The organism is Pseudodesulfovibrio sp. lm2024, from assembly GCF_051175575.1.
Taxonomy (GTDB): Bacteria; Desulfobacterota; Desulfovibrionia; order Desulfovibrionales; family Desulfovibrionaceae; genus Pseudodesulfovibrio; species Pseudodesulfovibrio caledoniensis.
In genome coordinates this window covers 1-14,040 of the sequence record NZ_CP195092.1, presented here as the reverse complement: position 1 = coordinate 14,040, position 14,040 = coordinate 1, and the positions used below count along the sequence as shown (strand labels likewise).

Annotated in this window: 11 protein-coding genes; 1 reads left to right on the top strand and 10 read right to left on the bottom strand. The window is 61.5% G+C overall.

Annotation, left to right across the window (positions count from 1 at the left end; all coding sequences use genetic code 11):
- The first annotated feature begins 352 nt into the window (after positions 1-352).
- A complete protein-coding gene (locus tag ACR42D_RS00055; protein ID WP_484564835.1) occupies positions 353-529 on the top strand; it encodes a hypothetical protein in 177 nt (58 codons plus the stop codon).
- Positions 530-869: 340 nt separating this feature from the next.
- On the opposite strand, the gene ACR42D_RS00050 is transcribed toward ACR42D_RS00055, so the two are convergent.
- The 10 genes from ACR42D_RS00050 to ACR42D_RS00005 all read right to left on the bottom strand — a co-directional run.
- Positions 870-1,635 (bottom strand): IS5 family transposase gene (locus ACR42D_RS00050; protein ID WP_484564834.1). Its coding sequence is split into 2 segments (ribosomal slippage): positions 870-1,284 and positions 1,283-1,635, totalling 768 coding nucleotides; the frame shifts between segments, so codons are not numbered across the junction.
- A gap of 125 nt (positions 1,636-1,760) precedes the next feature.
- Complete coding sequence (locus ACR42D_RS00045) at positions 1,761-2,525, bottom strand: enoyl-ACP reductase FabI (RefSeq protein ID WP_484564833.1); 765 nt, start codon at positions 2,523-2,525, stop codon at positions 1,761-1,763.
- An 87-nt stretch (positions 2,526-2,612) separates the two neighbouring features.
- Positions 2,613-3,773, bottom strand: a complete 1,161-nt coding sequence (locus ACR42D_RS00040) for a glycosyltransferase family protein (RefSeq protein WP_484564832.1) — start codon at positions 3,771-3,773, stop codon at positions 2,613-2,615.
- Positions 3,773-4,366, bottom strand: a complete 594-nt coding sequence (locus ACR42D_RS00035; protein ID WP_484564831.1) for a histidine phosphatase family protein — start codon at positions 4,364-4,366, stop codon at positions 3,773-3,775. The genes ACR42D_RS00040 and ACR42D_RS00035 overlap by 1 nt, the downstream gene beginning before the upstream one ends.
- Position 4,367: 1 nt before the next feature.
- Positions 4,368-5,480, bottom strand: coding sequence for a glycosyltransferase family 4 protein (locus tag ACR42D_RS00030; protein ID WP_484564830.1), 1,113 nt, complete (start codon positions 5,478-5,480; stop codon positions 4,368-4,370).
- A 71-nt stretch (positions 5,481-5,551) separates the two neighbouring features.
- Positions 5,552-6,376, bottom strand: coding sequence for a tetratricopeptide repeat protein (locus ACR42D_RS00025; protein ID WP_484564829.1), 825 nt, complete (start codon positions 6,374-6,376; stop codon positions 5,552-5,554).
- Positions 6,377-6,381: 5 nt separating this feature from the next.
- Positions 6,382-8,829: a DNA gyrase subunit A gene (gyrA, locus tag ACR42D_RS00020; protein WP_484564828.1), complete on the bottom strand. Its 2,448-nt coding sequence runs from the start codon at positions 8,827-8,829 to the stop codon at positions 6,382-6,384.
- Positions 8,830-9,027: 198 nt separating this feature from the next.
- Complete coding sequence (gyrB, locus tag ACR42D_RS00015; protein ID WP_484564827.1) at positions 9,028-11,421, bottom strand: DNA topoisomerase (ATP-hydrolyzing) subunit B; 2,394 nt, start codon at positions 11,419-11,421, stop codon at positions 9,028-9,030.
- A complete protein-coding gene (gene dnaN, locus ACR42D_RS00010; RefSeq protein WP_484564826.1) occupies positions 11,422-12,591 on the bottom strand; it encodes a DNA polymerase III subunit beta in 1,170 nt (389 codons plus the stop codon).
- Positions 12,592-12,738: 147 nt separating this feature from the next.
- On the bottom strand, positions 12,739-14,040 hold a 1,302-nt coding region (locus ACR42D_RS00005), incomplete at its 5' end, for a DnaA ATPase domain-containing protein (protein WP_484564825.1).

The following is a 14,040-nucleotide window of genomic DNA, read 5'->3' as shown; positions in this document are numbered from 1 at the left end:
CAATTGGACCGCACCCCTCCTTTTCAGGCAAAAATACTCCTCATAACCACAAAAAAGGAGGCGCTCTCATGGACTGTATCCTGGACTGGCGTTATTTTTCCTGCCCGAGGACAGTTCCCCCGACGCCTGCCGCCAGCCCGTCTCCACCCCCCTGCGGGGCGGCAAAACCTTGTTCCGGGCCTTTGCTGCCGCGCTTTTCGGCCTGCTCCCGGGCCATCCCTTCTGACCCGCTGCCATAAGAAATCGTTATGCCTCCCGTCACGCATCGTTATTGGACCGCATTGCCCATAAGCGCATACGAGGAGGCTGAGGTTGGTTCCCGTTGAACGGATTATTCAAGGAGGTCGGGAAAATGAAGAAGTCCAACATGAACGCGCTTGTTTACCTGTTCCAGCCCGAGGACTCCACGGGCGAGCCGTGGAGCAACGAACTGTGCCGCGCCGCCAACGGCCCGCTCGGCCTTGTCAAGCTCCTGCTCTGGACCGGTGTGTCCATGGTCCTCAGCATAGGCATCAGCCAGCTCGTCTAACCGCCAATTTTCGCGGACCCGACCGGGTCGGGCCCGCTTCATCCAGACCTCTCAAAGGTCCCTCTCCGGCTCAGGCCGGGCAGCAAGCCACGGAAACTCGCTGCCCGGCCTGAGTTATTTTTGGCGTCCGGCTTCTGGCTTCCGGCCTCCCCTTCCCCCGGCCCCCCATCCCCTCTCCCTTCCTAAACTTTTTGGTGCCGCTACGCGGATGGTGATAACGTGATAAAACGCCCTCCTTTTCATCAGTACCCAAACCTCGCGAAACAAGACCCAGCTCCGCGCCCAACCTTCGCCGAAGGCAACACAAAAAGTTTGGGAGATTCTTAGGGTCTGTCGACATTCATTTCAACCAAATCCAAATCGCTGCAACATGTAAGAATGACATGTAGGTAGAGGCGAGCTTGTCGTATCTCGTTGCTATTCGTCTAAATTGTTTTAATTTCGCAAACATACATTCAACCATGCTGCGCTGTTTATACAGATGGCGATCGTAGTCGCGAGGTTCTTTTCTAAGAGATCGTGAAGGGATTACGGGCTGGGCTGGCATCGCTAAAATGGTGTCTACAATCTGCTGGGAATCGTATCCTTTGTCAGCAAGAACATAGTCCGCAATTTGCCCGGAAAGCAACGGTATGGCTTGTGTACAATCTGAAATATTACCTGGTGTTAGAATGAATTTGGTTGGACAGCCGAGAGAGTCTGTGCTAGCATGAACCTTGCTGGAGAACCCACCGCTAGACCTCCCGATCTGCTGGCAGAGGTGCCCCCTTTCCGCCCGCCGAATGTTGGTGGGCTCGGACGATAGAGCTGTCGATCATGAGCCACTCTGTGTCGGCATCAACTGCGAGGGTGTTGAACACCATTTGCCAAATGCCTTTCTTTGACCACCGGATGAACCTTTTGTGCACGGAAGACCATTTTCCGTAGGAAGCCGGAAGGTCTCGCCAAGGGGCACCGGTTTTCCCTATCCATAAAACCGCATCAACGAACAGCCTGTTATCTTGAGCGGTTCTGCCACTATCGCTCTTCTTTCCTGGAAGAGAATCCTTGATCTTGTCCCACTGATCATCGCGTAAAGCATGACGTTTCTGCGCTGCTACTTTCATGAAAAATGTTGTAGCACGGTCGCAGTCGAATGTCGACAGACCCTAAGAACCTTTTCCCAAAAGGTTCTTAAGCCGCCGGAGGCATGCCTTTCCGCCCGCCCGGCGAGGGCCCGCCGGAGGCAGCCCTACACGCCCATGATGTTATAGCCGGAGTCCACGAAGATAACGTCGCCGGTGGTGCCGGTGGACAGGTCCGAGGCGAGGTAGAGGGCGCATTTGCCCACGTCGTCGATAGTGATGTTCCGGTGCAGGGGGGCTTTTTCCTCGATGCGGCCGAGGATGGATTTAAACCCGGTGATGCCGGAGGCGGCCATGGTCTTGACAGGCCCGGCGGAGATGGCGTTGATGCGCACGCCGTTTTCGCCCAGATCCACGGCGAGATAGCGCACGCAGGCCTCGAGCGCGGCCTTGGCCACGCCCATGGCGTTGTAGTTGGCCACCACCTTGCCCGCGCCGTAGTAGCTCATGGTCAGCACGGACGAGCCCGGTTTGAGCAGCGGCTCGAAGGCGCGGCACAGGGCGACCAGGGAGAAGGAGGAGACGTCCAGGGCCACCTTGTAGCCCTCGCGGCTGGTGTCGATGAAACGGCCCTGGAGGTCCTCGCGGTTGGCGTAGGCGATGGAATGCACGAGGATGTCCACGTCGCCCCATTTTTCGCGCACGAGATCGGTGCCGGCGGCTATCTCGTCGTCGGACGTGACGTCGCATTTGTACATGAACTCGCCGCCCAGGTCCTCGCAGATGGGGGCCAGGCGGCGTTCGATGGGATCGGCGGCATAGCTGAAGGCCAGCCGGGCCCCGTGCTCCTTGAATTGCCGAGCGATGCCGTAGGCGATGGAACGGTCGTTGACCACGCCGAAGATAAGGGCCTTTTTGTCCTTGAGCAGCATGTCGTCTCCTTTGCTTAGCGGCAGTATACTCCGCCGTGCGCTTTGTGGCGACGAAAAAGTGGACCGGGCCCGGCGGCTTCGCGGGGGCTACATGGCCGCGTGGATTTCCTCGAGGATGCGGGCCGAGTTGGGGCCGCCGTCCAGGTTGAGGTGCAGCGGCTCGGCACGGCGTTCCAGCCCTTCGCGCATGAGCGGGACCAGTCGTTCCGGGCCGAGGTCGTCCTGGGTGATGACCTTGAGCCCGCCCTTTTCCTCGATGCGCCGGGCGCGCATGTTCTGCTCGCGGTTCTGAAGGAACGGGTACATGAGCCCGAAGGTGTTGGTGGCCAACAGGTTCATGGTCGTGTTGTAGCCGCCGAGCGACACGGACAGGCGGGCCAGGTCCAGGTAGGCCAGGAACCGCTTGGTGAACCGTTTCAGGGTGATGTGCGGGTGGGCTTCGGCAATGGCCTGAAGATGCCGGAATTCGTCCTCTTCGGCGTAGGGGCCGGTGAACACGGCCAGCCGGTGCGGGTGGGTCTCGTTGAGGATGGGCGAGGCGGCCAGGACCCCGCGCAGCAGGTCGCGGCCGATGTGGCCGCCGCCCACGGACACGACCACCAGCGGCGTGTCGCCGAGCTCAACCTCGGCGGCCAGTCGTTCGGTCTCTGCCGGATCGGGCTTGCGGGCCACGTAGCCGGTGTAGTGGACCTCGGGCACGATGCCCTCCACGCCGGGGAAGGTCTCGTCCAACCGCACCAAGTTGGGGTCCGAGTGGACCAGAACGTGGTCGAAATTGGGGTTGAGGTAGCCGTGCACGCGCTCCACCTGGCGCTGCATGTCCTTTTTCTCCACCAGGATGTCGCGCACGGAGCAGACGGACTTGCACTTGCCGTACTCGCCCTTGCGGACCTTCTTGAGGATGGGCAGGAGTTCGAAGCGGAACTTCTTGCGACCGAAGGGGAAGAGCTCGACCATGAAGATGTCGGGCCGGTATTCGGCCATGATCTCCTTGAACCGGCGCAACCGGCGGACCAGGACGTCGTCCACCTCGGCCCCCTCCTCCAGGGGGATGAAACGGGTGAACTTGGCGTCCATCATCAGGCCGGGCAGCTGGATGCGGGTCATGTTGGCGGGCGGATCGAAATCCACGTGGGCCCCGCCGGTGACCAGGATGACCTCGTGGTCCTTGAGGGCCTTGACGATTTCCAGGGACCGGAACATGTGGCCCACGCCGAGCACGTGCTGGCAGTAGAAGACGATGCGCATTACAACTCCATGTTCAGCTCGCCCAGAGCGAGTTCGTTTTCAATGCATTCGATGCGGTGCAGCCGGTAGGGAAGATATTCCACGGGATCGCCGGGCATGAACTCGGACCCGGACAGGGCGTGGGCCAGGCAGCGCAGCACCCCGTTGTGGGTGACCACCAGCACGGACTGGCCAGGATGTTCGGCGGCGAAGTCGATGAGCGCGTCGCAGGCCCGGAAGAGCACCTCGTCGCGGCTCTCCCCGCCCTCGGGCCGGAAGCCGAATCCCTTGTACTCCTGCCTGCCCACTTCCTTGCGCATTCCCTTGAGGTCGGTCTTGGTCAGGCCGGTCCACTTGCCCCAGTCCTGCTCGCCGAGGCGCTCGTCCTCGTACATGGGCAGCCCCAGGACCTCGTTGACCAGGGCGCCCGTCTCCTTCGCGCGGGAGAGCGTGCTGGTCAGGATGCAGTCGAATCCCTCCCCGGCCAGGGACTCACCCCACTTGCGGGCCATGTCGCGGCCCTCGTCGCACAGTTCGATGTCGCTGTTGCCCTGGATGCGGCACTCGCGGTTCCATTCGGTCAACCCGTGGCGCATGCAGAAAAATGTCGTCATATCAGGCCCTCGCTTCGGCCAGTTCGCGCAGCACCTCGACCACATGGCCGTAGTTGCGCGCGGCGTCGTGTTCTCTAGCAACGTATCCCGGCGCGTTGGCCGCCAGGGCCCGGCACCGTTCGGGGTCGCGGACCAGTTCGTCCACGCCCCGGGTGAAATCCTCCAGGGTCGCCCTGGTGATGATCCCGGTGCGGTTGTGGGCCACCACCTGGGGCGCGCCCTCGTCGTTGGTGGCCACCACGGGCAGGCCGCATCGCTGGGCCTCCAGGTAGACCATGCCCACGCTCTCCGCAAGCCCCGGAAAGGCGAACAGGTCGCCCGCCGCGAAAAATCCGCCCAGCTTCTCCCGCTCCACCAGGCCGACGAAGCGCACCCGGTCGCCGAGCAGGTTGCGGGCCTCGGGCTCCAACTCGGCCCGGCGCGGGCCGTCCCCGGCCACGGCCAGGAAAACGTCCCCGCCCTGCTCCACCAGCGCGGCGCAGGCGCGGAAGACCCAGCGCAACCCTTCGGCCTTGACCCCGGCGCGCATCATGGCGGCCGTGAGGACCACTCTGGCGTTCCTTGCACCCCATTCCCGGCGCAGGGTCGCCCCGGACGCCCCGTCGCGCGTGAGCAGCCCCTGAGGCAGTCCTGGAGGGACATGGGAGTAACGGTCCGGGGGCAGTCCCAGCCTGGCGCAGCCGCGCAGGTCGTTGAGCCGGTTGCAGAAGATGTGGCCCGCCCGGAGCATGGCCCGCCGGTTGAGGCGGTAGCCCGGCCAGGTGGCGAATTTCCTGCCCCGGTTGACCGCGTAGCTGGCCTGGAAGATGGCGTAGGGAATGTTCAGCCGGGCCGCGCAGGCCGGGCCGAACACGTCCGGGGCCTTGTAGTAGGTCCCGTAGGTCAGCCAGACGTCGCAGCCACGCGCGGCCTCGACCATACTCCCCACGGCCCGGCACGCGCCGGACCAACGGGCCGGGTGCTTCCATATCTCCCTGGCCGGAAAATACGGCACCGGGATCACCTCGTTGTCCAGGTCCGCGAGCGCGTCGCGCAGGTCGCGGGCGATGGTCACATCGCCGGAGACCGACGCGTGGTCGAGCGGCTTGAACGGGGTGCACAGGGCGATCTTCACGGGTCACTCTCCGGTTTGCATCGGGACGCCGTCATGGGAATACACCATATTTCCGGCCCCGGCGAACCGGCCTACTGCTTGGGCGGCACCAGTGGCAGCGGCTCGGGCACCACCTCGGGCAGGTTGGCCAGCCGGGTCTCCACCACCTTGGGGTTCGGGTAGGTGTGCAGGATGGATTCGAGCAACTCCTTGGCCTTGGCATAATCCCGGTCGTTCTCGGCGATGTCCGCCTCCAGGAAGACGGCCAGGGACCGGGTCTCGTCCGAGATGTCCTTGAGAGCGAGCAGTGTGTCCAGGGCCTTTTCCGCCTGGGACCAGCTGGAGATGAAGGTATAGCTCTGGGCCAGCTCGTACAGGCACTTGGCCTTGGCCTCGTCGTCGGCCGCCGAGTCCGCGCAGTTCTCCAGGGTGGCGGCCACCAGGTCGTAGCTGCCCATGGAGCGGTACAGCCGGGCCATGCGCAGCTGGGTCTTGTAGGTGTGCTCCGGGTTGCCCATGGCCTGGTCCAGGCACTTCTCGAAGGCCTCGATGGCCTTGGGCGCGTTGCCCAGCTCGGAATAGACCTCGCCCAGCTGGAACATGATCTTCCAGGCCGTGTCCGGATCTTCGCCCAGCTCCAGGTACATGGCCTCGAGCAGGACCACGGCCCGGTCGTAGTCGCCCTTGATGGACACCGCGATCTCGGCCAGACGGTCCCAGGCCTCCTTGCGGAATTCACCCTGGGGCTCCACCTGCAGGTAGCGCTCATAGTCCTTTTCCGCCTCGAGGTAGAACCCCTTGGAATAGGAATCGCGCGCCCGCTCGATATCCTCCTGGCCAGGCGTGGAGGGTGAAGAGCAGGCCGCGACGGCAAACACCGTCGCGGCCAGTAGTATCAGTACGAGTATGCGTCGCATGGCCCTTATGACCGGACCTCGCTCAGTTCGTCGTCATCGTCCATGACCAGATCGAAGCCGACCACCTTGTTGTCGTCGTCCATGCGCACCAGGCGCACGCCCTGGGTGGCCCGGCCGCGGGTCTGGCTGACCTCGGACACGGACATGCGGATGACCTTGTTCTGGGAGGTCAGCAGGATCACGTCGTCGGACTCGTTGACCATGCGCGCGCCGATGACCTTGCCGGTCTTGTTGGTCAGGCGCATGTTCAGGATGCCCTTGCCGCCCCGGGTCTGGACCCGGTACTGCTCGATGCTCGTGCGCTTGCCGAAGCCGCCTTCGCTGACGGTCAGCAGCTGGTCGCGCTCCGCGTCGCCGGTGACCACGCAGGCCACGACCTCGTCGTTGGGCCGCAGCGCCATGCCCTTGACGCCCGCCGTGGCGCGGCCCATGGGCCTGGCGTCGTTGATGTTGAAGCGGATGGCCGAACCGTCACGGCTGGCCAGGATGCAATCCACGTCCGGCTCGATCTCGCGCACGGTCATGAGCTCGTCGTGATCGCGCAGGTTCACGGCGCGAATGCCGGTGGTCCGGCAGTTGCCGTACAGCCCGATGGACGAGCGCTTGATCATGCCCTTGCGGGTGACGAACAGGAAGAACTTGTCGTCCGCGAACTCGCGCAGGGACAGGCAGGTGGCGATGTATTCGTCCTTGTCCAGGGGCAGCAGGTTGTTGACGTGCCCGCCCTTGGCGTAGCGCGATCCCTCCGGCACCTGATGGACCTTGATCTTGAACATCTTGCCGAAGTTGGTGAACAGCACCAGATGCTGATGGTTGGTGGTCAGCATGAAGGTGTGGATGAAGTCGCCGTCACCGGTCTGCACGCCCGCGATGCCCTTGCCGCCTCGTTTCTGGGCGGTGTAGTTGGACAGCGGGGTGCGCTTGATGTAGCCGCGCTGGCTCAGGGTGATGACCGTCTCCTCGTCCGGGATGAGGTCCTCGATGTCGATGGAGTCCAGGTCCGCCTTGAGCAGTTCGGACTTGCGCGGGGTGGCGTAGTTCTCCTTGATCTCTTTGAGCTCCTCGCGGATGACGCCCTTGAGGACCTCGTCGTTGGACAGGATGGACTTGAAGTATTCGATCTTCTTCATCAGCTCGGCCAGCTCTTCCAGGAGCTTGTCGTGCTCCAGGCCGGTCAGCTTCTGCAAGCGCATGTCCAGGATGGCCTTGGCCTGAATCTCGGACAGACTGAAGCGGGACATCAACCCTTCGCGGGCCTCGTCCGGGGTCTTGGACGCGCGGATGAGCTTGACCACTTCGTCGATGTTGTCGAGCGCTATGCGCAACCCTTCCAAGATGTGGACGCGCTTTTCGCACTTGTCGAGATCGAACTTGGTCCGGCGGATGATGACCTCGCGCCGGTGGTCCAGGAAGTACTTCAGGACCTCCTTGAGGTTCAGGAGCATGGGCCGCTTGCCGACCACGGCCATCATGTTGATGCCGAAGCTCGATTCCAGCGGAGTGAACTTGTACAGCGAGTTGATGATGATGTCCGCGATGGCCCCGCGCTTCAGGTCGAGCACGATGCGGATACCCTTGCGGTCGGACTCGTCGCGCAGGTCGGCCACGCCGTCGATCTTCTTCTCGTGGACCAGGGCCGCGATCTTCTCCACCAGGGAGGACTTGTTCAGGGCGTAGGGAATCTCCCTGATGATGATCGCTTCCTTGTGGCCCTTTCTGGCCTCCTCCACCTCGACCACGCCGCGGATCTTGATGGAACCCCGGCCGGTGGTGTAGGCGTCGACCAGCCCCTGGCCGCCGAAGACCATACCGCCGGTGGGGAAGTCCGGGCCCTTGATGTACTGCATCAACGACTCGATGGTGCAGTCCGGGGTGTCCAGCAGGTGGATGGAGCCGTCGATCAGCTCGCCCAGGTTGTGGGGCGGGATGTTCGTGGCCATGCCGACCGCAATACCCGTGGTGCCGTTGAGCAGCAGGTTGGGCACCTTGGTGGGCAGGACGGACGGTTCCTGCAGGGTGTTGTCATAGTTGGGCGTGAAGTCGACGGTCTGCTTCTCGATGTCCCCGAGGAACTCCGAACAGAGCTTGGCCATGCGCACTTCGGTGTAACGCATGGCGGCCGCGGAGTCGCCGTCGATGGAACCGAAGTTGCCCTGCCCGTCCACCAACATGTCGCGCATGGAGAAGTCCTGGGCCATGCGCACCAAGGCGTCGTAGACCGCGGAATCGCCGTGCGGGTGGTATTTACCGATGACGTCACCGACCACGCGCGCGGACTTCTTGTAGGCCCGGTTGTGGTAGTTGCCCAGGTCGTGCATGGCGTACAGGATACGCCGGTGGACGGGTTTGAGCCCGTCGCGCACGTCCGGGATGGCGCGTCCGATGATGACGGACAGGGAGTACTCAAGGTAGCTTTTCTTGAGTTCGCTCTCGATGGTGATGGTATCACTCATTCCTTACTTGCCTCCTAGGATGCCGGGTCCCCGCTCCGGGGGACGGTTCCGGCTTTCCGCAAGCCCTGTTCGGGTGTTGCGGATATCTCCTAAACTTTGTTGTCCCGCCGCCCGCCATGACATATCGCCTGGACGGGGGCGTTGGTTCCATTTAACTGAAATCCTTTCGGTTTCCGCCAGTTCCGGGATAGGCCAGGGCTAGATGTCCAGTTCCTGGACGGCCAGGGCGTTCTTTTCGATGAATTCCCGGCGCGGCTCCACGTTGTCGCCCATGAGGTCCACGAAGATGTCGTTGGCCGCGGCCGCGTCCTCGATGGTCACCCGGAGCATGGTCCGGTTTTCCGGGTTCATGGTCGTTTCCCAGAGCTGTTCCGGGTTCATTTCGCCCAGACCCTTGTAGCGCTGGATCTGCCAGCCGCGATGGGCTTCCTCGATGACCGCGTCATACAGGCTGAAGAAGCCGGAAACGGGCACCTCGCCCTCTTTCAGGTCCAGGGCGAACTCGAACCCGCCGCAGGCCTCCTTGAGCTCTCCATAGGTCTTGAAGGCCGTCTTGTAGAGCTTGGAGTAGAAGAACTCCATGGCCAGGCGGGTACGGTGCCCGTTCTCGTTCTCGAAGATGAGATACGTGCGGTCCTTTTCCATCTCCTGGTCGTGCTCGGTCTCGATATCCACCCGGTAGCCGTTGGTCTCGAAGTCCTTCTTGAACTGCTCGGGATCGTGCTCCTCGAAATAGGTGAACGAGATGCGTTCCGGGAAGTCCATGAGCTTGCGGTACAGAATCGCGTCGATGCCCACGGTCTCGGCCTCGTGGAACCGGGTACGCAAGAAGCGGATCTTGTCCATGATATCCATGAGCTTGGGCCCTTCCAGCACGGTCCCGGCCTCGGTCTTGACCTTGAGGTCGCCGCCGATGCGCTCCAGCAGGAAGTTGTCCAGTTCCACGTCGTCCTTGATGAACCGCTCGAACTTGCCCTTGCTGGCCCGGTAGAGCGGCGGCTGGGCGATATACACGTGGCCCCGGTTGATCAGCTCCTCGTACTGCCTGAAGAAGAAGGTCAGCAGCAGCGTGCGGATGTGCGAGCCGTCCACGTCGGCGTCGGTCATGATCACGACCTTGTGGTAACGCAGCTTGTCGTAATCCTTTTCCTCTTCCTCGTGGCCGATGCCGATGCCGAAGGCGGTGATCATGGCCCGGATTTCCTTGTTGCCGAGCATCTTGTCCAGCCGCGTCTTCTCCACGTTCAGGATCTTGCCGCGCAGGGGCAGGATGGCCTGGATCTTGGGATCGCGGCCCTGCTTGGCCGAACCGCCTGCCGAGTCGCCCTCGACAATGAAGATTTCGGAATCCGCGGGGTTCTTGGACTGGCAGTCGGCCAGCTTGCCGGGCAGTGCGTTGTCGGACAACGCGCCCTTGCGCCGGACCAGGTCGCGGGCCTTGCGGGCCGCCTCGCGCGCCCGGGCCGCGTCGACCACCTTCTCGATAATGAACCGCGCTTCCTTGGGATTCTCCTCGAAGAAGGTGTTCAGCTTCTCGTAGATCACACCCGCCACCAGGCCGGCCGCCTCGGAGTTGCCGAGCTTGGTCTTGGTCTGGCCTTCGAACTGCGGGTCGGGCAGCTTGACCGAGATGACCGAGGTCAGCCCTTCGCGGACGTCGTCGCCGGTCAGCTTCTGGATGAGCTTCTTGGGCAGGTCCGCGTTCTGCACGTAGTTGTTGATCGCCCGGGTCAGGGCGGTCTTGTATCCGGCCAGGTGCGTGCCGCCCTCGATGGTCCGGATGTTGTTGGCGAAGGTGTAGGTGTTTTCCTTGTAGCTCGAGGTGTACTGCAGGGCGAACTCCACGATCATGTTCTCGGACTCGCCCTCGCCGTAGACGATCTCGCCGATGGTGTTCAGATTGGAGTTGATGTCCTTGACGTACTGGCGGATGCCGCCGTCGAACTTGAAGGACTCGGAGCTGTCGCTGCGCTCGTCCTTGAACTCGATCTCCAGGCCGGAATTGAGGTAGGCCAGTTCGCGGAACCGCTTGCGCAGGACGTCGTATTCGAACTGGTTGACCTCGAAAATCTCCTCGTCGGGCCGGAACCGCTGGGTGGTGCCGGTGGAATCGGACGGGCCGATCTCCTCCAGCTCGTGGGTCACGTGGCCGCGCTCGAACTTCATTCGATAGGTCTTGCCGTCGCGTCGGACCGTGGTCTCCATGAACTCGGACAGGGCGTTGACGCAGGACACGCCCACGCCGTGCAGGCCGCCCGAGACCTTGTAGGAGTCGTTGTCGAACTTGCCGCCCGCGTGCAGCGTGGTCATGGCCAGCTGGACCGCCGGGACCTTTTCCTTGGGGTGGATGTCCACCGGGATGCCGCGGCCGTTGTCGGTGACCGTGCAGGAGTTGTCCATGTGCAGGGTGACCTTGATCTTGTCGCAATAGCCGGCCATGGCCTCGTCGATCGAGTTGTCGATGACTTCGTAGACCAGGTGGTGCAGGCCCCGGATGTCCGTGGACCCGATGTACATGGCCGGGCGTTTGCGAACGGCCTCGAGTCCCTCAAGTACGGTAATTGACTCGGCGTTGTACTGTTTCTCGCTCATTTATGCGTTTTCCTCGGTATAGTAGGTCTCTTCCTGGATCATCATGGGCATGACGATCACGTTGTAATCCTTGTCGTCGGAACCGGTCAGGCCGCATGGGGCCTCGGTGCCGGTCAGGGTGAACTTTACGGTGGGAGAGGCGAAGTGGTTGAGTATCTCGATCAGGTTCCGGGTGGGGAACGCGATGCGGGCCATGTCGCCGGTAAAGGCGGCGTCAATGGATTCTCGCGCCGTGCCGGTCTCCTGGCCCTGGGCCGACACCGTGACCTCGTTGTCGGCGAACGAGAAGTAGGCGCAGCGGTTGGAGTCGGTGTTGAACAGGGCCACGCGGGACAGGGCGTCCACCAGATCCAGCCGGTTGACCTCCAGGGTGGAGACGTTATCGTCGCCCAGCCTGGCCAGGAAGTTGTTGTAGTTGGGGTACTGATAATAGGACAGCGGCAGGGTGAAGGTCTCGCGCTTGTCGCCGGTGCGGAAGAACAGCCGCTTGTTGGAGATGGCCAGTTCGATCTCGTCGGCGGTCAGCCACTTCTTCAACTCGGTCAGATACTTCTTCTGGATGAGCACGCCCTCTTCCGGGAGCATGGAATAGATGTCGTCGTTGACGAAGTTGAGCATGGCGAACTGGTGGCCGTTCAGGCCGCAGACCTCGACGGTCTTGTTGCCGTCCTTTTCGCGGGGGACCATGTAGATGCAGGCGATGGCCTCCATGGAGTCCTCATCGGAAATGCAGAACGAAATCTTGTCGATGATCTCGTGCAGGAAGTCGCCCGACCAGTAGACCGTGTTGTCCTCGGGAAAGGTCGAGAACTTCTGGAACCACTCGGGATCGTTCACCGGGAACTTGTACTTGCGGGCCTTCTGCTCCACCAGCACGTTCTGGTCGGACTCGTCCGTGCGGATGGTCAGCTCGCCCTGGTCGGAGCGAAGCTGCTTGACCAGGTCGTAGAAGGCGCGTCCCTGCACGCCGGCCAGTCCCTCGCCCTCCAGGGTCGCGGGGTAGGAACCCATGAACTCCAGATTGGAGTCCGTGCTCATGATGTTCAGGTTCCCGTTCTCGCACTGGAGCCAGATGGTCCGCAGAAAGGCGGCGCCGGTTTTGGCCGGGATGATATTCGCCGACTTCTGGAGTCCTTCGATGATTTCATCTCGGTTCACTTTCAGAAACATAAAAAAGATCTCCTTGATTGAGATTTATTACCTCGGTTCCTTTGTTCCTTTCGGAATAAAGACCTCGTAATCGTTAATTTTTTTTAGCACACCCATTGTCATGATTTTGGAACCGAACGTGCCTCAAACAGCCCGTTTCCGAAATGATCACGACATGCGACATTTATTCTTCAAGGTTTTCAACAGTTGTTTCAATTCGAAGTCATCTTCTTGTAATTGATCGATTTTTTTGACCGAGTACAGGACCGTTGAGTGGTCCTTTCCGCCGAATGCCCTGCCCAGGGCCGGATAGGAAGTGTTCAGCATCTGGCGGCAAAGGAACATGGCCACCTGACGTGCGTGGGCAATGTGCTGGTGCCGTTTGGTGCCGGTCAGGTCCTTGACGTGCACGCTGAAGTGCTCGGCCACCACGCTCAGGATCTTCTTGGGCGTCAGGTCGTCGGTGGTCTTTTCCTCGGTGTTGGCCAGGATGTGTTCGAAATCCTTCTGGGAGAGGTCCTGCTTGACCAGTTCCTTGAAGGCGAAGAGCTTGAGCAGGATGCCCTGGAGATAGCGGAAGTCCGCGAACCGCTGGGCTAAAGTCAGAATCTGTTCCTTGCTCAGGGAGAGACGCTTGGCCCGCACCTGGCGCTGGATGTAGCCCACCCGGATCTCCAGGTCCGGCTCCTTGAGGGTGACGATCAGGCCCCAGCCGAGCCTGGATTGCAGGTTGTCGTCCAGGAAGTCGTAGCTGGTGACCTTTTCGCGGCAGGCCAGGACCATCTGCTTCTTGTTGTCGTAGAAGTGATTGAAAATATTGACCAGTTCCTGTTGGAAATGGGGATGCTCCTTGATCTTGTGGAAGTCGTCGATGAACAGGAAATTGTACTCGAACAGGTGGTTGCGCGCCTTGAACGGGTCGCCCTTGAAGCGGATGGAATAGAGCGAGTTGAGCTCTTCGAGCGAACCCATGAAGATGGTCGAGTAGTCGTGCTTCTTGGCGATTTCGTTGGCCACGGACTTGAGCAGGTGGGTCTTGCCCGAGCCGCCCGGCCCGCAGATGATGAACGGGTTGAACAGGGAGCCGGACTGCTTGGCCACTTCCTTGGCCGAGGCGATGGGAAAGTAGTTCTTCTTGTTGATCAGGAAAGTGTCGAAGGTGAATTCCTGGCCAAAGGGAAAGTCGATGCGTTTGACCACGTCGGCCACCTGGACGCCGCGCAGCCGCTCGGGTGCGTCGCTGTCCTTGTAGCTGACCACGTACCCGTTGCCCAGGAACATGTTCAACTGCGCTTCGAACTTGTCCTGGATGTCGGACTCGAACCACCGGGCGAAAAACGCATGGGGAAAACCAACGGTCAGCCGTTTGTTTTCCTCGGAGTAATCGAAGGAAAGCGGGTCGAACCAGCGCTTGAGTTCCTCGTCCGTGCAGGTCTGGAGGAGATGTTGCCGAAGTGATTCTTTCACGAT